The organism is Burkholderia sp. BCC1977 (assembly GCF_905339595.1).
GTDB lineage: Bacteria > Pseudomonadota > Gammaproteobacteria > Burkholderiales > Burkholderiaceae > Burkholderia.
In genome coordinates, this window is the sequence record NZ_CAJPGQ010000018.1 from 89,402 (window position 1) to 112,459 (window position 23,058).

General features: G+C 72.2%; 17 protein-coding genes. 5 read left to right on the forward strand and 12 right to left on the reverse strand.

Translation table 11 applies throughout. From position 1 onward, the window contains the following. Window positions 1-18: 18 nt before the first annotated feature. Genes bcsA through bcsB form a run of 7 tightly spaced genes read right to left on the reverse strand, consistent with a single transcriptional unit; the run spans window position 19 to window position 12,976 of the window. Window positions 19-2,556 (reverse strand): UDP-forming cellulose synthase catalytic subunit, encoded by a 2,538-nt coding sequence (gene bcsA, locus U5771_RS17045; RefSeq protein WP_322025050.1) that lies wholly within the window; start codon window positions 2,554-2,556, stop codon window positions 19-21. Then, window positions 2,553-3,341, reverse strand: a complete 789-nt coding sequence (bcsQ, locus tag U5771_RS17050) for a cellulose biosynthesis protein BcsQ (RefSeq protein WP_322025051.1) — start codon at window positions 3,339-3,341, stop codon at window positions 2,553-2,555. Before bcsQ ends, bcsA begins: the two co-directional genes overlap by 4 nt. Beyond that, a complete protein-coding gene (locus tag U5771_RS17055; RefSeq protein ID WP_322025052.1) occupies window positions 3,338-3,547 on the reverse strand; it encodes a hypothetical protein in 210 nt (69 codons plus the stop codon). Before U5771_RS17055 ends, bcsQ begins: the two co-directional genes overlap by 4 nt. Beyond that, entirely contained in the window at window positions 3,544-5,478 is a 1,935-nt protein-coding gene (gene bcsE, locus U5771_RS17060) for a cellulose biosynthesis protein BcsE (protein WP_322025053.1), read from the reverse strand. Before bcsE ends, U5771_RS17055 begins: the two co-directional genes overlap by 4 nt. An 8-nt stretch (window positions 5,479-5,486) precedes the next feature. Further along, entirely contained in the window at window positions 5,487-9,425 is a 3,939-nt protein-coding gene (locus tag U5771_RS17065) for a cellulose synthase subunit BcsC-related outer membrane protein (RefSeq protein ID WP_322025054.1), read from the reverse strand. Next, entirely contained in the window at window positions 9,410-10,630 is a 1,221-nt protein-coding gene (gene bcsZ / locus U5771_RS17070; protein WP_322025055.1) for a cellulose synthase complex periplasmic endoglucanase BcsZ, read from the reverse strand. The genes U5771_RS17065 and bcsZ overlap by 16 nt, the downstream gene beginning before the upstream one ends. A gap of 3 nt (window positions 10,631-10,633) precedes the next feature. Continuing rightward, entirely contained in the window at window positions 10,634-12,976 is a 2,343-nt protein-coding gene (gene bcsB, locus U5771_RS17075; RefSeq protein ID WP_322025056.1) for a cellulose biosynthesis cyclic di-GMP-binding regulatory protein BcsB, read from the reverse strand. Between the two features lie 502 nt (window positions 12,977-13,478). Here bcsB and U5771_RS17080 point away from each other — a divergent pair. Beyond that, entirely contained in the window at window positions 13,479-14,501 is a 1,023-nt protein-coding gene (locus U5771_RS17080; protein ID WP_415859408.1) for a diguanylate cyclase domain-containing protein, read from the forward strand. A 46-nt stretch (window positions 14,502-14,547) separates the two neighbouring features. Here U5771_RS17080 and U5771_RS17085 read toward each other — a convergent pair whose 3' ends face one another. From U5771_RS17085 to U5771_RS17100, 4 genes are all read right to left on the reverse strand, one after another. Next, window positions 14,548-15,000 (reverse strand): hypothetical protein, encoded by a 453-nt coding sequence (locus U5771_RS17085; RefSeq protein ID WP_322025058.1) that lies wholly within the window; start codon window positions 14,998-15,000, stop codon window positions 14,548-14,550. Continuing rightward, on the reverse strand, window positions 15,000-16,403 hold the full coding sequence (locus tag U5771_RS17090) for a phosphatase PAP2/dual specificity phosphatase family protein (protein WP_322025059.1): 1,404 nt from the start codon (window positions 16,401-16,403) through the stop codon (window positions 15,000-15,002). The genes U5771_RS17085 and U5771_RS17090 overlap by 1 nt, the downstream gene beginning before the upstream one ends. Further along, window positions 16,400-18,169: a bifunctional alpha/beta hydrolase/class I SAM-dependent methyltransferase gene (locus U5771_RS17095; RefSeq protein WP_322025060.1), complete on the reverse strand. Its 1,770-nt coding sequence runs from the start codon at window positions 18,167-18,169 to the stop codon at window positions 16,400-16,402. The genes U5771_RS17090 and U5771_RS17095 overlap by 4 nt, the downstream gene beginning before the upstream one ends. A 68-nt stretch (window positions 18,170-18,237) precedes the next feature. Next, window positions 18,238-18,843 (reverse strand): CDP-alcohol phosphatidyltransferase family protein, encoded by a 606-nt coding sequence (locus tag U5771_RS17100; RefSeq protein ID WP_322025061.1) that lies wholly within the window; start codon window positions 18,841-18,843, stop codon window positions 18,238-18,240. Between the two features lie 84 nt (window positions 18,844-18,927). On the opposite strand from U5771_RS17100, the gene U5771_RS17105 reads away from it, so the two are divergent. The 3 genes from U5771_RS17105 to U5771_RS17115 all read left to right on the forward strand — a co-directional run bounded on the left by U5771_RS17105 (window position 18,928) and on the right by U5771_RS17115 (window position 20,895). Further along, window positions 18,928-19,065 (forward strand): hypothetical protein, encoded by a 138-nt coding sequence (locus tag U5771_RS17105; RefSeq protein WP_322025062.1) that lies wholly within the window; start codon window positions 18,928-18,930, stop codon window positions 19,063-19,065. A gap of 231 nt (window positions 19,066-19,296) precedes the next feature. Further along, complete coding sequence (locus tag U5771_RS17110; RefSeq protein ID WP_322025063.1) at window positions 19,297-19,929, forward strand: lysophospholipid acyltransferase family protein; 633 nt, start codon at window positions 19,297-19,299, stop codon at window positions 19,927-19,929. Window positions 19,930-19,965: 36 nt separating this feature from the next. Continuing rightward, window positions 19,966-20,895, forward strand: a complete 930-nt coding sequence (locus U5771_RS17115; protein WP_322025064.1) for a phosphatidate cytidylyltransferase — start codon at window positions 19,966-19,968, stop codon at window positions 20,893-20,895. 40 nt (window positions 20,896-20,935) lie between these two features. Here the strand turns inward: U5771_RS17115 and U5771_RS17120 are convergent, their stop codons facing one another. Continuing rightward, a complete protein-coding gene (locus tag U5771_RS17120; protein ID WP_322025065.1) occupies window positions 20,936-21,784 on the reverse strand; it encodes a topoisomerase IV in 849 nt (282 codons plus the stop codon). Between the two features lie 441 nt (window positions 21,785-22,225). On the opposite strand from U5771_RS17120, the gene U5771_RS17125 reads away from it, so the two are divergent. Next, window positions 22,226-23,047, forward strand: coding sequence for a carbon-nitrogen hydrolase family protein (locus U5771_RS17125; protein ID WP_322025066.1), 822 nt, complete (start codon window positions 22,226-22,228; stop codon window positions 23,045-23,047). Window positions 23,048-23,058: the final 11 nt, after the last annotated feature.

Consider the following 23,058-nt stretch of genomic DNA (forward strand, 5'->3'; position numbering starts at 1 on the left):
TCCGTGATGGGCGCCGCGTCAGTCGCGCGCCCGATCGAGCTTCGGCGCCAGCATCGACTGCACGCCGCGCGCCGCACCCTTCCACATCCGTACGTAACCGTCCAGGCCCACGCGCAGCACTTCCTTCAGCCCGCGCAGCGGCGTGTCCGCCCGCGCGCTCGCGTGCCAGTCGAGCCACGCGTCCGCGCGGCCGAACGTGCACTGCACGAGCTGGCGCTCCTGCTCGAGCGTCAGCGTCTCGAAGCTCACGCCGACGTGGGTCGGCGTCACGCGGCTCACGCGCACCGGGAACGGGAACGGCCGGTCGCCGCGCGTCACGCACACCGTCAGCGTGTCGCCGACCGCGAGCGGCAGCCCCGGCACCGCTTCGAGGCCGAGACCGCCGATCGAGTAGTCGCTCGTGAAGCACGCGGCCGTCGAGCCGTCGGCGAGCAGCAGCGTCGCCGGCACGCGCATCGCGATCCGGTGCGTGACGCGCACCTGCTTGGTCTCGCGCGCGACGGCCAGCGCCGCGCCGAGCATCGCGAGGTTGTAGACGGTCCAGCCGAGCGTGATCAGGATCGTCGACGCCTCGTCGCCCTGGTCGGCCACGAGCCGCCACAGTCCGGCCGCGATCGCGAGCACGTTCAGCGCGAACAGCACGAGGTACGGCTTCGACGTCGACCAGTCGACGTAGCCTTCGTCGATCTTGCCGCCCTTGTCGGTCACGTTGAACTTGCCGTGCTTCGGGCTGAAGAACGCGACGGTGGTCGGCAGCGCGATGTACCACGCGAGCACCGATTCGTAGACCTCGGCCCAGAACGAATGGCGATAGCGCCCCTGCATCCGCGAGTTCGCGACGTTCGCGAGCACCAGGTACGGGATCACGTAGCTCGCGAGCGCGATCGACGCCGCATTGATGAAGTACAGGTGGAAGAACAGGTACGCGAGCGGAATCGTCAGGAACACGAGCCGCGGGATACCGTAGAAGAAATGCAGCATCGCGTTGCCGTAGCAGATCCGCTGGATGAAGCCGAGCCCGCGCCCGAGGAACGGATTGTCGATGCGGAAGATCTGCGCCATCCCGCGCGCCCAGCGCGTGCGCTGCTTCACGTGGCCCGCGAGGCTTTCGGTCGCGAGACCGGCCGCCTGCACGGTCGGCAGGTAGGCCGACGTGTAGCCGCGCCGATGCAGCTTGAGCGCGGTGTGCGCGTCCTCGGTCACGGTCTCGACCGCGACGCCGCCCACCTCCTCCAGCGCGGTGCGCTTGAGCACCGCGCACGACCCGCAGAAGAACGTGGCGTTCCACAGGTCGTTGCCCGACTGCACGAGCCCGTAGAACAGGTTGCCCTCGTTCGGGATCTCGCGGAACGTGCCGAGGTTGCGCTCGAACGGGTCGGGCGAGAAGAAATGGTGCGGCGTCTGCACCAGCGCGCATTTCGGGTCGCGCAGGAACACGCCCATCGTGGTCTGCAGGAACGAGCGCGTCGGCACGTGATCGCAGTCGAAGATCGCGATGTATTCGCCGTGCGTCTTCGGCAGCGCGCGGTTGATGTTGCCGGCCTTCGCATGGCGGTTGTCGTCGCGCGTCAGGTAGCCGATGCCCGCTTCCCGCGCGAACGCCTCGAACTCGGGGCGCCGGCCGTCGTCGAGCAGGTACACGCACAGTTTTTCGGTCGGCCAGTCGATGCTCTGCGCGGCGAACACGGTCGGCTTCACGACCGACAGCGGTTCGTTGTAGGTCGGAATGTAGACGTCGACGCTCGGCCAGCTGTCGGGATCGTCGGGCAGCGGCACGATCGGCCGGTCGAGCGGCCACGCGGTCTGGATGAAGCCGAGCAGCAGGATCATCCACGTATAGGCTTCGGCACCGTACAGCAGGTAGCCGGCGACCGCCTCGACGGGGCTGCGGAAGTCGAGCGTCTGGGTCGTGCGCCACCACACGTAGCGGACAGTGGCGAGCAGCGCGAGCGACGCGAGCGCGAGGGTCGGCAGATGGCCCGGCAGGCGGCGCAGCGCGAGCGCCAGCACCGCGACGATCGCGAAGAACGCGAACTGCGCGCCGGGCATCAGCGGCGACATCCCGGCCGCGGCCCACAGCAGCGCGCCGGCGACCAGCAGCAGCGGCGCGAGCCAGCGGTGCCGGCCGACGCCGTGCGCGCGCGCGTCGAGCCAGCCGCCCCAGCGCGCCCACGGCAGACGCTCGAGCAGCGCGTCGATGCGCGCGCCAAGCGCACGCGCCGCGACGTAGACCGGCACGACGAACGCGTCGAACCACGCGAGCGGATCGCGCGCGGGCTGCTGCTCGGCCGCGCGCGGCGCGCGCACGATCGCGCGCCACAGCCATTCGCGCGGGCTCAGCGGCTGCAGCACGCCCCACTCTTGCGCGAGCCACAGGAAGGCGACGCGCGCCCGGCGGCGCACGGGATCGGGCCGGCCGGGCGGCGGCGCATGGAAGAACAGCCGCACGAGCCAGTCGAGCAGCGTGCGCTGGGCCGGCAGCCCGATCCCGCGCGCGCACCAGTCGGTCGCCCGACGGGCCGCGGCGCGCCAGCGCGACGCGAACGCGGCCTTCATCGCCGCGCTCCCGTGCGGCCGGCCGCGGCTGCCGCGAGCCACGTATCGACCCAGTTCGCGACGCCGTTCAGATCGTGCGACGCCTGCGAATATGGCGCGTCGTCGAAGATCCAGCTGCCGCGCGCGAGCGTTTCGGGCACGGCCGCATCGACGTGAATCCGCTGCTCGAGCATCGACGCCGGCCCCGCGACGGCGCGCAGCATCGCGAGCGCATCGCGCTGCATGTCGCGCGCCGGGTTCAGCCGGTTCACGACGATCTGCAGGTCGCCGCCGCCGGCCCGCAACGCGTCGAGGCGTGCGGCAACGGTCGCGCACGCGGCCGGTTCCGGCGGCACGACGACGAGCGTCAGGTCGGCGCGGCGAATCGCCTGCTCGGCCTGCGGCGACGGGTAGCGCGCGGTGTCGACCAGCACGACGCCGTCGGCCGGCAGCGCGATTTCATCGAGCGCGCGCGACAGCCACGCGGGATCGGCCGCGAGCCGCGCATCGCAGGCGGCGGCGCCGGCCGCGTCGACCTGCCCGTACGGCACGAACAGCACGCCGTCGGCATTGCGCCACGTATGCGCGTGCCACGGCGCGGCGCGACCAGGGTCACCGAGCAGGCTGTGCGCGAGCCCGTGCTCGGCCAGCGTGTCGAGACCGAGCGTCGCGCCCATCAGGTTCTGCGCGTCGAACTCGACCGCGACGACCGGCCGGCCGCGGCGCGCGAGCAGCACCGCGAGCGCGCCGGCGAGCGTGGTGCGGCCCGCGCCGCCGGTCGTCGACGTGACGGCGATCGTCTTCATGACGCGGCCCTGTCGGCGCGGTCGGCATCGGGCAGCAGGCGCCCGCGCAGCGCGACCGGCACGAGTTCGCACGGCACCGCGTCGCGCCGGTGCAGCCCGCGCGGCGCATGAAAGCCGCGGCCGATGCCCAGGTGCTGCGCGACGATCCACACCGGCACCGCGATCGCGATGCCGACGATGAGTCCGATGACGAGTTCGGCGATCATGCGCCCTCCGGCTTGCGCAGCGGCATCGCGCTGCGGATGGCGCCGCGCGTGCGCGCGGCGGGAAATTCGGCGGACGGTGTCGGCGCATCGGCGGCCGGCACGGTGTCCTGGCCGCGCACGGGGCGCGGCGACAGGTCGACGTGCGGACCGGCCTCGCCGCCCGCTTCGGGACTCGCCGCGCGTTCGGCCGGCCCGCGCGGCGCGCCGGATTGCTGCGCCGTCGCGAACAGGTCGCTGTAGTCGGCGATCGGCGCGCGCCGGTTCTCGGTCTTCAGCGCATCGAGCTCGGTGTCGATGCTGCCCTCGCCGAGACATACGACGCGATCGGACAGCGTATCGACCGGCACGTCGAAGATCCGCGCGAGCGCGTCCCCGGCATCGGCCGGCTCGCACGCGAACAGGAACACGTACAGGTGTCCGGCATCGGCCGTCACGACGTCGCCCGCGCGGCGCGGCCGGCAGTGCCGCAGCGCATCGACGTGCGATACGCCCGGCAGCAGCGCGATCTTCGCGAGCGTGTGCGGCAGCGCGAGCACCGCACCACGATCGAGCACCGCGCGAATCCGCAGGCAGAACGCGCCGACCGGCAGGTAGCCAAGCACCGAATCGCCGAGCGCGGCCGCGAGCGCCGCGCGATAGTCGGGCGCGACGGGTCGCGCATAGAGCTGCCCGCGCAGCGCGTTCACGGCGGCGTGCATCCGCGACACCGGCAGGTCGCGCGCGACGACGCGGTTCGCGCCGACGCTCAGCACCAGCATCTCGAACTGCTGGCGCAGCACCTCGCCGCGCTCGACGACAGCGATCTTCAAGGCGCCGCCGCATTGCCGGCGCAGCGCGTGAACGGCCGCGCACAGCGCCTCGAGCTGTGCATGCGAGCGAAACGCGAGCACCGCGGTCGCGGCCTGCGCGTGCGCACAGGCGGCGACGACCGCCGCGTTGTCGTCGACGATTTCCCAGCCGGCGGGTACGCGGCTGCCTTCATCGAGCACCGCGCGGCTGACGACGACGCGATCCTCGTCGGTCGCGAGCTTCATCCGGCGCGACGGCTCGGCGGCGGCGCCGTCGACGATCGCTGCGAGCCGGCCGCCCGGCGCGAAGCGCAGCGGCCGCACTTCGCCGGCCGCGAGCGTGTCGCCCGCGCGCCAGAAATCGACGACCCACAGCAGCTCGCCGTGCGTGCGCTGCAGCTGCGCGACGCCCGAGCACACGCCGTGAAAGCCGCTGCGCGGCGCGCGATTCGCGTCGCGCACGAGCGGCGGATCGTCGGTATCCGGATCGGCGCCGGTGCGCACGATCTCGGGATCGACCAGCAGCACCAGCGCGATCCGGTGCGTGCGGCACCAGTCGACGAGCGCGTGCGCTTCTTCCGCGAGTGCGGCCGGATCGTCCCAGCTGAACCAGCGTTGTGCGCCTTCGATGAAATACAGCGAGCGCGCGCGAAAGCCGTAGCGCTTCATCGCGCGCAAGCCGCCCGTGAGCCGCGCGAACGGACCGGGCGCCGCACGGCGCGGCGCACCCGGTTCGAGTGCGGCATCGCCGTCGGCCGCCGCGGGCGCGGGCGGCATCGCCAGCACGTTGAGGTTGCGCGGCCACCCGGCCGGCTGTGCGCCGCCCGCGAAACCGCGCGCCTGCAACTGCGCGGCAACGCGCGCCGCGGCGCGTGACAGCACGACCGTCACGTCGCGCGTGCGCGACTGCCGCGCGCTTTCCCACACCAGCGCGTCGCAGGCCGGCGTGCCGGCAGCGGCATAGATCGCGTACAGGCCGCCGGCTTCCAGCTGCGTCCAGGTATCGGGCAGCCCGTCGATCGCGAGCCGGCTCAGCGGACCGACGCGGCCGCCGGCCGGCCCCGCGCGCAGCAGCGCGCGCAGGCGGCCCAGCAGGCCGGCGGCGCCGAGCGCGGGACGAGTGGCATCGAGTTCCGTATTCACGCGTTCCCCTAGTAATCCGAATAAAGCCGCACCGGCGTCGGCGTGACGAGCCAGCTGCGCTCCGCGCGCGCGTCGAACGCATAGCGCAGATAGACGAGCGCCGAACTCGGCGCATAGTCGTGCGACCGGTCGACGTGCAGTTGCGCGCCGACGCTCAGGTGCGGATTCACGCGGTATTCGACGATCCCGTTCACGCCATACGAGAACGACACGCCGCGCGTCGAACTGCCCGCGTAGACGAGCCCCGCCGCCGCCTGCGCGGCGCGCTGGTCCGCGAAGGTCGGGTAGAACAGCGAATCCTTTTCGTAGCTGTTCGAAATCCCGGCCGTGACGGTCAGGTCCCACGACAGCGCGTCGCGCCGCCCCGCCCACTCGATCGGCACGCCGAGCGACAGGTAGCGTTGCGGGCTGTAGTAACCGCCCTGCCCGTACGTGTAGTAACGCAGGTTCTGCGCGTAGTGCCACGCGTTGCCGACGAGCCCCGTGCTCACTTTCATCGTCGCGCGTTCGTACACGGGCACCGTGAAGCCCGAGCGCAGCGTGACTTCCGCGTTGCGCTCGACGTTGCGGCCGGACAGCACGCCCGCGCCCAGTTCCGCGAACAGGTTCACGCGGCCGACGTCGACCGCCGCGCGCAGGTTCACGCCGTCGCGGCGCACGCCGCCCCATACCGCCCCGGTCCACGGATCGCGCATCCCCGCATACGACAGCACGCTGCTCGTCTCCGGCCGGCGCGACGCGTTCACGGTGAAGCTCGCCGGGCCCGCGTCGAAGCGGTAGCGCACGCCGCCGACCAGGTAATGCACCGGAAAGCCGAGCGGCGACGTGCCGAGATCGACGCGCCACGCATCCGTGCGATAGCCGGCACCGAGCGCGACGCCCGTCATCGGCTGGTGCAGGTCGCCCCGCGGATGCGCGATCAATGCGGCGGCCTGCTGATTCAACGGCAACTGGACCGGCGACGCGGCCAGCGCGTTGAGCGCGCCGTAGGTGCCGAAGGTCTTCAGCGAATACGCGTTCGGGTCGCTCGTATCGAGCGTGCCGGCGTCGAGATGCACGGTGTCGAGCTGCAGGAACGCATGCCCGTCGTAGCGCACCGGCACCTGCACGTAGATCGGCACCTGCTGCGCACGGTAGGCGGAAATCCCTTCGTCGCCCGACTTGTACGCGGGCAGCCAGCCGATCTCGATCTCCGGGTCGCGCCGCTGTTCGAGATCCGCGAACGCGGCCTGCGCGGGCGTGCGGCCGTCGCGGCCCGGGCTCACGCCGCTCGTGCGTTCCTGCGACAGCGACAGCCGGTACAGCGACGCGGCATCGTCGTAGCGGCCCTGCGCCTCGGCCACGCGCCCGGCGGCGACCGTCACGTCGGCGCGCGCCGGATACGCGGCCTGCAGCGGGTCGAGCACCTGCGCGGCTTCGTCCGGGCGGCGCAGCGCGTTCAGCCGGCGCACGACCGACAGCCGCGTCTCGACGTCGTCGTCCGGCGTGCGCGCGAGCACGGCCTGCACACGTGCGAGCGCGGCCGCGCGATGGCCGCCGTCCTCGTCGATGCGCGCAAGCGCAAGCTGGGTATCGGCATCGTCCGGCGTGCGCGCGAGGACCGGCGCGAGCGCGTCGCGTGCGGCGTCGTCATGCCCCTGTGCGCGTTCGAGGTCGGCCAGCTCGAGCGCGTAGCGCTTGTCCGCGCGGCCGGCCGGGCTCGCACGATCGAGCAGCGTGCGGGCGCGCGCATAGTCCTGCCGCGCGATCGCGTCGTCGGTCTGCCGCAGCACGAGCCGCAGCGACTGATCCTCGATCCGCGCGTTCTGTGCCGGCGTCAGCGCCGGTTCACGGCGCAGCGCGTCGAGCCACGCGGCGAGCGCGTCGTCGCGCCCCGCGCTGCCGAGCAGGTCGCCGTAGCGCAGCCGCACGTCGGGATCGGCCTCGCGCGGATGCGCGGCGATCCAGTCGCGCAACGGCGCGAGGCCGCGCTCGGATTCGCCCGCGTCGATCCACTGCGCGCCGACCGCGGCCAGCATGTCGGGATCGTCCGGCGCGCTTGCCTGCGCATGCGCGAGCGACGCGGCGAACGCCGCGCGATCGCCGCGGCCGAACGCGCCGCGCGCGCCGGCCAGCGCGCTTTCCGCATCGAGCTTGCGCGCGAGCGCACGCATGCCGTCCGAGCGGTGCGCGTCGTCGACGCCCGCGAGCGCGGCCTGCGCGCCGGCGATGTCGTCGAGCGAGTTGCGATACAACGCGGTCGCATAGCGCATCTCGGGCGTATCGCCTTGCGCGAGCCCGTCGTCCATCACCGTGCGGCCGAGCTGCGGCAGCCCCATGTCGCGATACAGCCGCGCCAGCGCGAAACGCGTCCACGGCGCATCGGGCGCCGCGCGCACGGCCGCTTCGTAGCGTTGCGCGGCCGGCCCGCGTTCGCCCTTGTCCGCCAGCGCGCGCGCCTCGCTCGCGAGCACGTCGGCGCGCAGCCCGTCGAGCGCGCGGCGATCGTCGCGGCCGGTCACGCGGCCCTGCAGCGCGTCGAGCAGCGGGCCGACGCGGTCCGCGCGGCCGGTGTTTTCGTACAGCGTCGCCGTGCCGCGCACCGCCGACAGGTTCGGCGAACGCGCGGCCAGCAGTTCGCGCAGCAACGGCTCCGCGCGCGCCCAGTCGCGCTGCGCGAGCAGCGCATCGGCGAGCTGCAGCTTCGCGTCCGGGCTGTCGGGCTGCAGCGCGAGCGCGGCGCGCGCCGCGCGCTCGGCATCCTGCGGCCGGCCGGCCGACGCGGCCGCGCGACCCTGCGCGAGCATCCCCCAGAATTGCGCGGTACGCGCGAGGCTCTGCCACTTGCCGCGCTGGTCGGTCGACAGCGCCGCGGCGCGCGTGAACAGCGCGCGCGCTTCGTCGTGCCGGCCTTCGCGCAGGCGCAGCAGGCCGAGCCCGCCGAGCGCATCGGCATCGCCGGCGCGCGCCTGCGCGGCGCGCGCGAGCAGCGGATCGGCGCCCGTCAGGTCACCGCGCGCGAGCGCCTGCAAGCCGCGCTGCTGCGCAAGGTAGTCGGGATCGCGTTCGAGCCGGCGCTGCGCGTCGCGCTGCCGGTCGAGTGCGGCGACGCGGTCGCGGAATTCGGTGTCGTCCGGCACGAGCGCGAGATACGCATGCAACGCGTCGAGATACGCGGGATCGGTGCCGGCGGACTGCAGCACGCGCCGCCACACGGCCATCGCTTCCGTATGGTCGGCGTCGGCCCGCTTCGCGAGCGACCACGCGATCCGGTTCGCTTCCGCGCGCGTGTTCTCGCGCTGGTTCAGGAGCCGCGCGAGCGCCAGCGCCGCGCTCGCGTCCTGCGGGTCGGCCGCGACCGCACGGCGCAGCGCGGCGATCGCCGGCTCGCGGCCGCCCGGCGCATTCGCGACGATCTGGTAGTACTCGGCGCCCAGCGCGCCGGACGGCGCGCCGTTCGGAAACAGCGCGACGATCCGCCGGGCCGCCTCGTCGGTGCGGCCGCTGCGCGCGAGCAGGCGGATCTGCGCCATCTCGCCGCGGCCGCTCGTCGCGACGCGGTATTCGTCGGCCGCGCGCCGTGTGTCGGGCGCCACGGGCGCGCGTGCCTGCAGGCGCGCCAGCGCGGCCTGCGCGCCTTGCGCGTCGCCGAGCCGCAACAGCACGCGGATCTGCTCCGCGAGCAGTTCGGGATCGTCAGGCGCGATCAGGAGCCCCTTGCGCAGCGCGTCACGCGCGAGGTCGTCACGATGCTTGGCGCCCCACATGCGGGCGGTCGCAAGCTGACGCCGCGCGTCGGACAGATCGGCCGTGGCCGGCGTCGATGCCGCCACGGCCTTCGGCGCGACGGGCTTCGGCGGCGTTGCGACGGCCACGGCTGCCGCGGCCGGCGCCACCGCGCTGACTGCCGACGCAAGCCACGCGAACCTCGCGACGCGCGGTGCGGTGCGCTTCATCGGGCCGCGCATGGACGGCCCTCCCAGCGCGCGTCGAGCGTCCCGTCCGCGCCGAACCGGTAACGGCCGTCGCGCCAGCCGAGGCCGAACAGCGTCAGCACGCTCGTGTAGTAGCCGGGCGCCGACTGGCGCGCGAGTGTATCGACGCGGGCCGCCTGCGCATCGGCGAGCGCAGCCTGGCCGCGCGCGTCGAGGAACGGCACGGCCGCCGCCGAGAAGCCGCCGTTGCCGTCGTTCGGCCCCGCGACGCCGGTCGTCGTGTCGACCTTCTCCGGCGGCGCGCCATGCGCGGCAATATGGTCGGCGAACGGCGCGAAACGCGCGAGCAGCGGCGCGGCGAGCGGATCGGCGCGATCCAGCATGCCGGCCCACAGGTACACGCGGATCGCGTTGTACGCACTTTCCGCGCGGGTCTGCGGATCGGGCCCGAAACCTGCACCGGCGCGATACAGCGCCCAGTCCGGCGAGAAACCCTTCGGCGCGGTGTCGAGCAGCACGCGGCCGGTGCTGGCCGCGAGCGCGGCCCAGCGGCGATCGTCGGGCAGGCGCGCGGCCAGCCCGCGAATCACCTGCGGCGGCGAGTAGCTCGGGTTCACGCGCCATTGACCGTCGGCCAGCTTGAACCCGGTCGGCCCGGGCAGCAGCGTGAGGCCGAGGCCCGGCACGCTGGCCGTCTCGTCGTCGAGCACGCGCTTGGCGAGCAGCGCGCCGCGCGCGGTGTAGCTGCGCTCGCGCCACAGCCGTCCGGCTTCGACGAGCGTGTACGCGATCCACAGGTCGGCATCCGACGCCGCGTTCGCGTCGAGCACGCGCCACGCGCCGTCCGGCGCACGGCCCCACAGCCACGCCGGCAGGCGGGCGCTCAGGTCGCCCTGCGCGAGGTTGTTCTCGGTCCATGCGAGGATCGTGTCGAACGTGCGCCGGTCGTTCGCGACGAGCGCGAAGAACAGTCCATACGCCTGCCCCTCCGATACCGTGCGCGAATCCGCCGAGCCGACGTCGATCACCCGGCCGTCGGCCGACACGAAATCGCGCTTGAACGCGTCCCAGCGCGGCCACGCCGCGCCGCACCGCCCGTCGGTCGCGCCGCCTTGCGCCGCCTGCGCGTGGCCGGCGGCCCCGGCCGCCGCGCACGCCGCCGCGACGGCCAGCACGAGCGTCGTGCCGACCCGTCGCGCCGGCTGCGTCGCCCGTCGCCTTGCGAATGCCCACGCCATCCGTTACATCCCCCGGCGGCGCGCGGCGATTCTCTGCAGCACGCTGAACACGCCGAGCGCGAGCAGCAGCCCCGCGACGACGCCGACCGCGCCGAGCACCACCGGGTGCCGCGCCGCGTGCGTCCAGACGCGCGCATACCACGGCACGAAGCCGACCACGTACGGGTCGCCGACGCGCAGGCTGTCGACCTGCCCCGGCCGCACCAGCGCGAGGTCGCCCTGCAGTTGCGACACGAGGCCCGGCTTCTCGAAGACGTCGAGCAGGTCGGCCAGACGCGCCTGGTCGGTCGCGGTCAGCGCCACGACGCTGCGGCCGTGGCTGCCCGGCAGCTCGAACCCGGCGAGCGCGGCGAGCGCGCCCGTCTGTTCGATATGCGCGCCGCCGTCGGCCAGGCCGACGCCGTTGCGCCAGCGCTCCTTCACCGAGAACGCGACACGCGTCGCGCCCGTGCCGGCCTGCTGGTCGATCGACAGCGGCAGCGCCGCGCGCCAGTGCGACAGCAGCGGCGATGCGGGCGAGCCGTCGATCACGAGCAGGTCCTTGCGGCCCGCCAGCGCGGCGACGTCGCCGGGCCGCGCGACCTGCACGCGCAGCGCCGGGAAGCCGGTCCACTGCCCCATGTGGCCGAGCATCGTCAGATAGGCTTCCAGCTCCTGCGGCGACGGCCGGTCCGGGATCACGACCGCCGTCTGCGACAGGTCGGCGAAGCGCGTGAACGGGAAGCCGCTGTTCGCGAAGAACGCGAGGTTCGGCAACTGTGCGTAGTGGACGAAGTGCGAGAAGTCGATCGTCGAATCGGGATCGATCGCCGCACGCTGCGGCTCGGTCGCGGTGCTCGAGCAGAGCCCCGTCTTCTGCGAATCGAGCGTGAAGCGGAACTGCAGCTGGTTGCCGCTGCCGACGCGGAACGCCGGAATGTCGACATCGCTCGTCACGCGCCCTTCCGGCACCGACAGCAGCGGCAGCTGCATGCGCCCGCGCGCGTCTTCCGCATGGGCCGGCCCGAGCCGGTACGACTTCACGAGCTGTTCGTTGATCTCGACGGCGAGCGTCGAGTTGTCCTGCACGGTCGGCGCCGTGTAGCGGTAGCGCAGCGTGATCGGCACGCCCGAGCCGTTCCACGAATGGAGATCGGCCGGCACCCGCAGGTTCAGCCGGATCGCGTCCGGCGACGTGCCGCGCACTTCGAGTTCGCGCGGATCCGACACCAGTTCGCGGAATGCGATCGGCCGGTTCACCGGCAGCCAGCGCGGGGCGTCGTACGGCTTGCGCGGCGCGCCGAGATCGACGTGCGCGACCGTCGCCGCCGGGCCCGACAACGCGGCGCGGCCGAGCACGAGCGCCGCGACCGCATCGTCGACCTCGGCCGCCGTGCGGCCCGTCACGACCAGCAGCTTGCGGCCCGGCGCGGCCGGGTTGTCGGCGACGGCGAGCAGCGGGCCGTTGACCGACGGTAGCGCGAGGCCGGCCGGCAAGGTCGCGGCCGTGCCGACCACCACCGCCTGATCGCCGGCCGGCAGCGTCGCCGCGACCGGGAAGCGCGCCTGCCGGTAGTCGGCCTGTGCGCCGAACCACGACGCGAGCACGCCGGCGCTGCGCAGCGTCGCCGAGTCGGGCGACGCCGGCAGCACGAACGGCAGCCGCAGCAGCCCGTTGTCGCGCCGGTCGAAGAACGGCGCGGGCAGCAGCGCGAGATCGTTCGGCAGGCGCACCGGCGACTCGTCGAGGATCAGTTCGCTGGTCGGGCTCACGTCGGCCCACAGCGCCGAGCTCGACGGATCCTCGCAGTGATCGAGCGAGTAGTGCGCGATCAGGCGCAGGCCGATCTGGTTGAAATCGGAGAAGTAGCGCGGATCGATCGGGATCTCCTGCGTGACCATGCGGCCCGCGCGCGTCGCGTCGAACGGGACGGTCGCGACCACCTCGTCGTTCACCGATACCTTCAGGTGCGACATCGCGAACACGAGCGACGGCGAATACGCATAGGTCAGGCGCAGCCGCGCGCCGGTGACCACGCGGTCGAGCCGCACGCCCGCATGGATCGTGCGCGCATCGTCGGCGCCGCGCAGGTGCACCGGATCGAACGCGCCGAGCGACGCGAACGGCAGGTGCACGGTCGTCGCCGGCAGGCCGGCGGACGCCGCGCTGGCGGCGCTCGGCGCAGCCGCGAGCGACGGCACGGCCGCACCGCCGGCGAGCGCCGGCGTGGCCGGACCGGCCGGACTGGCGGCGGACGCCGCGGCCGCCACCGGCGCCGCCGGCATCGGCGCGGCCGACAGCGCGGCCGCATGGAACGCGCCGAACGTGGCGAGCGACAGGACGAACAGCGACGCGGCCGGCTTCATGCGCGGCTCCGCATCGTCGTGGTCGTCCGGTGATCAAGCGCGCCGCGATCGACGCGCGCAAAGCAGCTATGCCCGTGAGTGCACATCCCCACTGCTTCCCCTCAATGTCTGGCCTGAATGCATTTATCGAAACGACGTGGCGCATTTCTGCTGCCGGTCCGTCAGACGGTGCGCGCCTGGCACTGGCGCTCGCACATTCGTCACACTATCTCAAAATCAGGACAAAACTCACCCCGATTCGTGCTGACGGAGCGAAAAACAACTCAATACAGTCGAAAATGCTGCGCGCGGCGATTGAATGGCAAGAATTACGCCGTTGCTGCCGGCCGGACCGACCGGCATACTGCCGACGCTGCCGGACCGGCGAAGCGTCGCACTGACGAACCGTCCGGATACCGGATGCGACCCCTTGCGGGCCGCCCGGAACGCGCTGCCGCGTGAGCGGCGCGTATGCTACCGCAAGCCGGCGCCGCGTGCCGGGCTTTCTTCACGGAAAACTGACTTGGATCAAATCGTCGACACCGCCACTCCGTCCCCCGCCACGCTGCTGCGCATCATCGCCGCGCAGACCGAGATCGCGAAACTCGGCCTCGACCTCGGCAGCGTGATGACTTACGTGACCGAGCAGGTGCCGCAACTCACGGGCGCGAGCGGTGCGGCGGTCGAATTCGCCGAAGGCGACGACATGGTGTACCGCGCCGCGTCGGGCTCCGCCGCCGGGATGCTCGGGCTGCGGCTGCGCCGCTCGGGCAGCCTGTCGGGCCTGTGCGTGACGCGCGGCGAATTGCTGCGCTGCATGGATTCGGAAACCGACCCGCGCGTCGATCGCGATGCCTGCCGCCGCGTCGGGCTGCGCTCGATGCTGGTGATGCCGCTCACCCACGCGGACACGACGGTCGGCGTGCTGAAGGTGATGTCGCCGGACGTCGACGGCTTCTCGGCCGCCGATGCCGGCACGCTGCGGCTCACGGCCGACCTGATCGCCGCCGCGATGTTCCACGCGGCGCGCAACGAGGCGAACGAGCTGTACCTGCGCGCGACGCACGACGCGCTCACCGGCCTGCCGAACCGCGCGCTGTTCTACGACCGCCTGCGCCAGTCGATGCACACGGCGCTGCGCGCGAACGGCCGGCTCGGCATCCTCAACATCGACATGGACGGGCTCAAGCCGATCAACGACGGCCACGGCCACCGCGCGGGCGACGCCGCGCTGCGCGAGGCCGCCACGCGGATGCTGGGCGCCGTGCGGCGCTCGGATACGGTCGCGCGGGTGGGCGGCGACGAGTTCGCGGTGATCCTGCCGAACGTCGGCAGCCGCGACGACGTCGACGCGCAACGTGCACGGCTCGCCCGGCAGGTCGGCGAACCGTTCGAGTTCGAGGGGCATCCGCTGCGGCTCGGCGTCAGTGTCGGCGTCGCGATGCTGCCCGACGACGGCACCGACATGAACGCGCTGATCGAGCATGCGGACCAGGCGATGTACGAGGTGAAGCGCGCGCGGACGCAGCGGGCCGGCCACGCGTGACGGGCGACGCCGGCCCCGTTCGGCCAGCCGGGCCGGTCACGCCCGGCTAACCGATCCGCGGCGCCGCGATCGCCACCCCGACCGCGATCCACTGCACGAGCGCGACCAGCACACCGGCACGGCACAACCCGACCGCGCCGCGCACGCGCGCGTCGAGCGCGCGGCCAGCCTTCCCTGCATCGATCCAGCCGAGCTCGGCAAGCGCGCGATCGAGCGCGGCCAGCCCGTCGTCGACCGACGCGCCGCCCGACGCCGAGTGCGCCAGCGCGGCGAACAGCCGCCGGTCGATCTCGATGCGCACCGCGTACCACAGCGCGGCAACGCCCGACCCGGTGCTGATCGCGGCCAGCAGCACGCGCGCGATCGTCGCGGGCGCCCAGCCCGCCGCGATCCACCAGCCCGCGCCTGCCGCGACCAGCGCGGCCGCGATCGCCCAGGCGCCCGCATCGAGCGCGCCGCGCGCGACGGCGATCCGGAACGGTGCGGACGCGTCGCGCATCACGCCCCGCCCGTCACGCGGCGGTGGTCGATCCAGTCCTGCAGCACGGCCACGCCGTCGTCCGTCCACACCGCGCGCGGCCGCACCGCCCGTACCGCCGCGAGCGCGTCGCGCGCGTCGCCGAGCCCCCGCCGCGCGGCGAGCCACGCGGCCGCGCACAACACGCTGCGCCCGTAGCCGAGCGCGCAGCAGACCAGCACATCGCGCCCGTCGGCATGCAGGCGTTCGAGCGCCGCGACGGCCGCCGCGAGCTGCGCGGCGGTGGGCGCGACGAGATCGAGCTGCGGCACCGCCGCATACGCGAACGACGCGTCGGCCGCGGCCCAGCGCGGCATCTCGGCCGTCAGGTCGACGAGCGCCGTGAAGCCGTGGCGCCGCACGTCGCGCGTGGTCGGCGTACGGCCGATCGACACGCGCGCGTCGATCCGCACCGGCGCCGGCTGGCGGAACGTCCACACCCTTGAATTGACGAACGCGCCGGCGATCGTCGGCGCGAGCAGCCAGCGGATGAACACCGGGAAGCGGCCCGCGTCGTCCTTCTGGAACGCGCCGGGCGCCCCGCGCCGGTAGATCCACGCGACGCATGCGAGCGCCAGCGCACCCCACCCGGCCGCCAGCGCCCAGCCCGGCGCCCGCGCCACGCAGGAAAGCGCCACGAGCGCGACCAATACCGCGCCGAGCGCATAGCGGCGCGCGAGCGCGCGGCCGGCGGCGGACGGCGAGCCGGTCGCACCCGGCCGCCGCCTCGCGGCGTCACGCAACGGAAACAGGAACAGCGCGAGACAGCCGACGGCCGCACCGGTCGGCACGTCGATCGCGTGATGCTGGTAGGTCGTCAGCACCGACACGCCGATCGCCGCGAACCACGCATGCAGCACGATGCGCGCCGCCGTGCCGCGCAGATGCCTCGCATAGACGGCCCATAGCACGACGAGCAGGCCGATGTGCAGCGACGGCGCCTGGTTGAACGGCTTGTCGAACCCCATCAGCAGCGTGAACAGCGCGCCGGCCACGCCGCCCGCATCGGGCCGCGCGAAGCCGAAGCGCAGCGGCCACGCGATGAAGCACGCGACCGACACCAATTGCACGGTCAACAGCCGCTTCACGTGATCGAGCAGATCGTCGCGGCGGATCCAGAAGAAGAACGACAGCGCGTACAGCAGGTCGATCGACCAGTACGGCACGATGGTCCACGGCACGAACGGAATCGCGTGTTCCCAGCCGAACGCGAAGGTCGGCACCGCGACGCGGCGGGCGGCGAGCCAGTTCGCGAAGCCGTAGGTGGAGAAGAACACCGCGCCCATCGCCGCGAGCCAGCCGACGCGCAACGCGAACGACGCATCGCGCGCGCCGGCCGCCGGCTCGGCCAGACTGCCGCCCGCGCCGCCGCCGAGCGCGCTCATGACGCGTCGACCCGCTGCGCGAGGCTGACCGTGAAGATGCCCATCGCGTCGATCCGCTGGTCGAGCTTGCGAAAGCCCGCGCGTGCGACGAGCTCGTCCATCTCGGCCTGCGAGCGGCGGCGCATCACCCAGGTCGCGTCGCCGCGATGATTGTTCAGCGCGCGCGCGATGAATTCGAGCTGCGGATGCCACGGCTGCCCGGTATAGACGAGATAGCCGCCGGGCGGCACCGCCTGTGCGAGCCCGCGCAGCGAGCGCTCGATCAGCGCGTTCTCGCCGAACAGCTCATACAGCCCCGACACGATCGCCAGCGTCGGGCGCGGCTCGAGCGTCGCGAGCGACGCCTCGTCGAACGCATCGCCGCGCTCGAAGCGCGCGATCGGCTCGAGGCCGCGCTGCGCGATCAGCACGCGCCCGGCCTCGACGTTCGGCGGGCTGTAATCGCGCAGCGTGATGTCGTCGGGCGCCGCGCCGTCGCGTTCGGCGGCCGTCGCGATCGCGTCGAGCACGTAGCGGCCGTGCCCGGCCGCGATGTCGACGATCCGCACCGGTTCGCCGCGGCCGCGCAGCCGGCCGATCGCCGCGCCGATCAGCTCCTGCAGATGCACCTTGCGCTGACGGATGCCGACCCAGCCCGGCGAATCGAGATAGGTCCGGTCGATCAGCGCGCCGACGCCGAGCCGGCCCTGCGCGCGGTTGCGGTACACGTAGTCGAGCGTCGAGCCCGAATCGAAGCCGAGCCGCAGCCCGAGCGCGATGCCGTCCGACAGCGCGCCGCCGGCCTTCAACCCCGCCCGCGTGACCGCCCAGTAAGCACGCGCGAACGGGTTCGCGGGCGGCCGGCCGAGCGCCGCGTATTCGTCGTGGAACGCGCCGCGCCGGTCGGCGTCGGCGAGCGACACGCGCGGGCTCGGCGTATCGAACTCGCGCAGCACGAACGTGCGCAGCGGCGCGAGCGCCTGCGCGCGGTCACGCTCGCCGAGCGTGTCGTGATAAAAGCCCGGCAGCACGATGCGTTCCTTGCGCGCGGCCCCGAGCCGCTCGAAGAAGCGGTCCTGCGGGCCGCGCTGCACGACCCAGTCGGCGCCCGAGATCAGCAACTGCGTCGGCACGGTGATCGCGGCCGCATCGGCAACGATCCGCTTCGCCGTGTCGTGCAGGTCGAGCAGCATGTTGACGGCGATCGGCCGCGTGATCAGCGGATCGGCCGCATAGCTCGCGATCCGTTCGGGATCGTGCGTGAGGAATTTCGGCTTCACGTAACTGTTCACGTAGAACAGCCCGCGCAGCGTGTGCATCAGCCGCAGCCCGGGCCGTGCGAACGGCACGTAGAGCTTGATGTGGAACGCCGGCGACGCGACCACGAGGCAGCGGATCGGCGGCGCGTAATCGTGTACCCAGGTGGCCGCGAGCACCGCGCCGACGCTCTGCCCGATCACGGCCGTCTCCTCGATCGCGATGCCGTGCGTGTCGCGGACATGCTCGACGAAGGTCTGCAGGTCGCGCACCGACGCGGCCACGCTCGGGCTGTAGCCGCGCGCGCCGGGCGAGCGGCCGTGGCCGCGCGCATCCCACGCGAAGAACGCGAAGTCCGGCAGGTCGAGCTCGTCGACGAGGTGCGCGACGCGCGCCGAATGTTCGTGGCCGCGATGCAGCAGCACGATCGCGCCGCGGCAGCGCGGGCCCGTCGCGGGCCAGTGACGATAGAACAGCGTTTCGCCGTCGTGCGTGATGAAGTCGGCCTCGCGGGCCGTGCGTGCGCTCATGCGATCTCTCTCGTTTCGTTATTCGAATCATGCGGCGCCGCCCTCCGGCGCCGGTCCTGCCACGGCCGTCAGCCGCCCGCTTCGGCGATGCCCGCCTGCACGCGCCGCACCACCGTCACGATCGACAGCACGATCAGCACGCGCCACAGCCATGCGGCGACGCTGCCGACCGGCAGGCCGAAGCCGATCCACAGCGCGAACGCGCCGAGCGCGAGCGCGCGGTCGCTCTTGCCGAACGGGCCGTCGTAGCGGCGCGTCGCGCCGGCGAGCGGGCCGATCAGCCCCGCGCATTCGACGATGACCGCCGTCAGCGCGAACAGCCAGACGTCTGCCGGCGCGAACGCGGAAATCGCGAGGAACGGCAGCACGAGCGCGACATCGGACACGATGTCGCCGAGCTCGTTCAGGTACGCGCCGAGCGTGCTCTTCTGCCCGTGTTCGCGGGCGAGCATGCCGTCGATCGCGTTGAGCGCCATCCGCACGAACAGCCAGATCGGGATCAACAGGAACAGCACGCGGGCGAACACGCCGAGCCCCGCGAGCGCGCCGACGACGATCGAGCCGCCGGCCGCGAACAGCGTGACCTGGTTGGCCGTGACGCCGCGTTCGGCAAGCGAATCCGCGAACGGACGCAGACGGTTCTGGAATTTCGGTTTGAGTGCGTAGAGGCTCATCGTCTTATGGGTTCGGCACGTTCGGACACGTTTCCAGCCGCCATGCCCCGGGCGGCGCAACCGCCGGCGGACGGCTTTCGACAGGTGGTCGTCATCGTCGCCGAGCGGCTCCGATGCGTCAAGCCGCGACGCGCGTCGGCCGCGCCGGGCAATCTGGCGTTTTTGACGGAAACTCGCGATAATCCGCTGGCCCGTGAACGCAGCAATCCATTCGAACTGTGACCGGGCGCTCGTGCAACAGCCGATTATCACGCCGTCGACCGGCGACTTCGCCGCGACGCAACCTCCGCCGGCGCGTCGTCCGATCGTCGCGGCCCTGCGACAGGCAGCCACGAATTTGAAAAAACTTGAACAATGGCCGTCCGGCGCGCATCCTGCCGCGCCGGCATTCCGGGATTCCGCCCGCCGCGCATGCGCGGCCGCGCGGGCATGCATGCAGGAGGCGCGGCGCCGATGAACATCCTGAACGTCTGGCAGCGCGATTTCCTGCTGTCGATCGTGCGGCTCGTCGCCGGCGCGTATCCGGTCTGGCATCAGGCGCCGCCGTCCCCGACGCAGAAGATCTATTTCTCGAACCATACGAGCCACATCGACACGCTCGCGATCCTCGCCGCGCTGCCGCGCGACGTGCGCGCGGTCGTGCGGCCCGTCGCCGCCCGCGACTACTGGGACAGCAGCGACCTGAAGCGCCACATCGCGCAGAAGCTGCTGAACGTCGTGCTGATCGACCGTCACCGCGAAAGCGGGGGTGACCCGCTGGACCCGGTGCGCGATGCACTGCGGCAAGGCCACTCGATCATCATCTTCCCGGAAGGCACGCGCGGCGCCGACGTGCTGCCGCAGCCGTTCAAGAGCGGGCTGTTCCACCTCGCGACCGAGTTTCCGAACGTCGCGCTCGCGCCGGTCTATCTGGAGAACCTGCAGCGCATCATGCCGAAGGGCGCGATCTGGCCCGTGCCGCTGATCTGCAAGGTGCACTTCGGCGCGAACGACGCGCTCGGCGCCGGCGAGGACAAGCCGATCTTCCTCGCCCGCATGCGCGACGCGATCGTCGCGCTCGCGCCGCCGCAGCGGCCGGCCGGCTGAACGCCGCGCCCTCCTCTCCCTTTTCCGGACCTCTTCATGCGAACTCTCTTCTGGGAACTGGTCGCGGGCGTCACCGGCGTGCTGGTGCTCGCGACCGTGATCGGCGCGATCCTCGGCGCGCGCGGCGGCGGCGCGAGCGCGACCATCGTCAACCTGAACCAGCGCATCCGTGCGTGGTGGGCGATGATCGCGATCATGGTCATCGCGATCAGCCTCGGCAACAACGTCACGTATCTGGTGTTCGCGCTGCTGTCGTACCTGACGCTGCGCGAGTTCATCACGCTCACGCCGACGACCGCGAGCGACCACACGACGCTCTTCATTGCGTTCTTCGTCGCGATTCCGGTGCAGTACCTGCTGCTCGGGATCAACTGGTACGGGATGTATTCGATCTTCGTCCCGGTGCACCTGTTCTTCGCGATGTCGCTGGTGTCGGCGCTCACGCAGGACACGCGTGAATTCCTGAGCCGCAACGCGAAGATCAACTGGGCGCTGATGGTATGCGTGTACGGGCTGAGCCATGCGCCGGCCGTGCTGATCCTCGACATTCCGCGCTACGCGGGGCAGAACGCGCTGCTGCTGTTCTTCTTCCTGTTCGTCGTGCAGATCAGCGACGTGCTGCAGTACGTGGTCGGCAAGCTGTGCGGGCGCCGCAAGATCGCGCCGCGCCTGTCGCCGTCGAAGACGGTCGAGGGCTTCGTCGGCGGCGGCCTGCTCGCGACGCTGTGCGGCGCGTCGCTGTATCGCGTGACGCCGTTCAGCTTCGGCGCGGCGTTCGGGATCTCGCTCGCGATCGTGATCGCGGGCTTCGTCGGCGGCCTCGTGCTGTCGGCCGTGAAGCGCTCGCTCGGCACCAAGGACTGGGGCTCGATGATCGCGGGCCACGGCGGGATGCTCGATCGCGTCGACTCGATCTGCTTCGCGGCGCCGGTGTTCTTCCACCTCGTGCGCTATCTGTACGTGTAAGGCGCGGGCGGCGCGGCGCCGCCCGTGCCGGTGCACCGGTTCAATACCCTTCGCGCAATGCCTTCGGCACGATGTAGCGGCCGCGCGCCGCGTCGAATTTCACCGTGTAGCGTGCGTGAATCGCGTGGTCGCCGCGCGTGCCGGTCTCGGTCACGATCAGCGGATAGACGGTGCCGGTGTCGGTCATGTCCGGCGCGATCTCGAAGCGGCGTGCCTCGCAGCGCGCGGGCGCGTTCGCGCAGTCGGTCGACGCCGCATTGTCGAGCGCCTCGTTGATGCGCGCCGCCGCCAGCACCAGCGCGTCGCCGTGCGGCAGCCAGATCGCGCGCAGGCTCTGCGCATAGCCTTGCCGTGCATCTGCTTCGCCGATCTCGAAGCCGAACAGATGCGCGCCCAGCCGCTGGATGCGCACCGTGCCCGGCTCACCGCGCTTGCCGGACGCGATGCCCGTCTTCTTCAACACCGGTTCGAGCCCGTTGCCGTCCGCCGAAGGCTTCAGCACGTACAGGTCGATCGTGCCCGGCGTCGCGTCGGAATCCATTCCCGGCATTCCGTTCTGCACGGCGTCCTCGGTCTCGCCGCACATCGCGAGCAGCGTGCGCGGGCCGTCGGGCGTCGCGACGCGCAGCGCTCCGCACGACGCGTAGATGAAATCGCCCGCGTCCGGCTGCCAGCCCTTGCGGTCGGCACGCCACGTGCCGTAGCCATCCCGGATGAACCGTTGCAGCTGACGCTCGGGATGCGCCGGCTCGGCGGCGTGGACAGGCGAGACCGCGGCAAGCGCGGTGAACACCGCGACGGCGGACAGTCCGGCAAGCGTGGCCGTGAACCGGCTGCGGCGCGCGGCCTCGCCATTCGCGCTGGCCGGCGTGACGATCTCGTTCTTCATTCCTGGATCCGGTCGATGCGCGCGGCCCCTGCCGCACGCGCGGGCCGATGCCCGCGAGCCCGTAGCGTACACGTCCGGCGCGGCATCGCAAGCGCGCCTCGCACCAGTCCGGCCCAACATGGACGCAACGTCGTGAACCGGCGCAACTTCCACGCGAAGCTCGACATCCATTCGCAGTCGGCGCTGTTCTCGCTGTTCCTGACGGCGCAGACCACCACGTGACGATCGGCGCGGCGGCCGCGACGGCCCGTCCTGTCGTTCGCGGCTGAATCGATACGCGCTATACGCCCTATCGGACGCACCGTCTCCGGCGGCCTGCGCGGAACTCAATACCCCCGACGGAGTAACGCGTCAGCAGGATGGGAAGCCGGCGCGTTCGGCGCATACTAGCGCTCATCCTCACTCTTCCGCCGCATCGCGCGACGGGACATGAACCCGCCCATGAAACTGAAGCTCGACATCGTCCAGCTCGCCGGTCGCGACGGCGACACACCGTACAACCTGCAGCGCACGCTCGACGCCATCGCGACCTGCTCGCCCGGCACCGACATCGTGATGTTTCCGGAAGCGCAGCTCACCGGTTTTCTCGATCCGTCCGATCTCGCGCGCGTGGCCGAGCCGCTCGACGGCCCGAGCGTCGGCGCGGTGATCGCGGCCGCGCGGGCGCGCAACGTCGCGGTGGTGGTCGGGCTGATCGAGAACGACGGCGGGCGCTTCTACAACACGACCGTGTTCGTCACGCCGGACGGCATCGCGCTGCGCTATCGGAAGACCCACCTGTGGGTGTCCGAGCGCGGCGTCGTGCTGCCCGGCGACCGCTACGCGACCGTCGAATGGCGCGGCGTGCGGATCGGCCTCCTGATCTGCTACGACAGCGAATTCCCGGAAAGCGGCCGCGCGCTCGCGGCGCTCGGCGCGCAACTGATCCTCGTCACCGACGGCAACATGGAGCCGTACCGTCACGTGCACCGCACGTCGGTCTCGGCCCGCGCGATGGAAAACCAGGTGTTCGCGGTCGTCGCGAACCGCGTTGGCGCCGGCACGCACGCCGTCGTGTTCGCGGGCGGCAGCCTCGCGGCCGATCCGTTCGGCAACCTGATCTTCGAAGCCGGCAACGGCGAGTCGCGCCACACGGTCGAACTCGATCTCGACCAGGTTGCCGCGTCGCGCGCGGTCTACGACTATCGGGCAGATCAGCGCCTGCACATCGCGGGCGAACGCATCGAGCACGCGGACGGACGCCGCGAACTGCTGATCCCGTGAGCGTGAACGTG

Bases quoted from the DNA above. Each gene is read 5' to 3' on its own strand.
- bcsA (WP_322025050.1), bottom strand. From the start codon at position 2,556: ATGAAGGCCGCGTTCGCGTCGCGCTGGCGCGCCGCGGCCCGTCGGGCG.
- bcsQ (WP_322025051.1), bottom strand. From the start codon at position 3,341: ATGAAGACGATCGCCGTCACGTCGACGACCGGCGGCGCGGGCCGCACC.
- U5771_RS17055 (WP_322025052.1), bottom strand. From the start codon at position 3,547: ATGATCGCCGAACTCGTCATCGGACTCATCGTCGGCATCGCGATCGCG.
- U5771_RS17065 (WP_322025054.1), bottom strand. From the start codon at position 9,425: ATGCGCGGCCCGATGAAGCGCACCGCACCGCGCGTCGCGAGGTTCGCG.
- bcsZ (WP_322025055.1), bottom strand. From the start codon at position 10,630: ATGGCGTGGGCATTCGCAAGGCGACGGGCGACGCAGCCGGCGCGACGG.
- bcsB (WP_322025056.1), bottom strand. From the start codon at position 12,976: ATGAAGCCGGCCGCGTCGCTGTTCGTCCTGTCGCTCGCCACGTTCGGC.
- U5771_RS17085 (WP_322025058.1), bottom strand. From the start codon at position 15,000: ATGCGCGACGCGTCCGCACCGTTCCGGATCGCCGTCGCGCGCGGCGCG.
- U5771_RS17090 (WP_322025059.1), bottom strand. From the start codon at position 16,403: ATGAGCGCGCTCGGCGGCGGCGCGGGCGGCAGTCTGGCCGAGCCGGCG.
- U5771_RS17095 (WP_322025060.1), bottom strand. From the start codon at position 18,169: ATGAGCGCACGCACGGCCCGCGAGGCCGACTTCATCACGCACGACGGC.
- U5771_RS17100 (WP_322025061.1), bottom strand. From the start codon at position 18,843: ATGAGCCTCTACGCACTCAAACCGAAATTCCAGAACCGTCTGCGTCCG.
- U5771_RS17110 (WP_322025063.1), top strand. From the start codon at position 19,297: ATGAACATCCTGAACGTCTGGCAGCGCGATTTCCTGCTGTCGATCGTG.
- U5771_RS17115 (WP_322025064.1), top strand. From the start codon at position 19,966: ATGCGAACTCTCTTCTGGGAACTGGTCGCGGGCGTCACCGGCGTGCTG.
- U5771_RS17120 (WP_322025065.1), bottom strand. From the start codon at position 21,784: ATGAAGAACGAGATCGTCACGCCGGCCAGCGCGAATGGCGAGGCCGCG.
- U5771_RS17125 (WP_322025066.1), top strand. From the start codon at position 22,226: ATGAAACTGAAGCTCGACATCGTCCAGCTCGCCGGTCGCGACGGCGAC.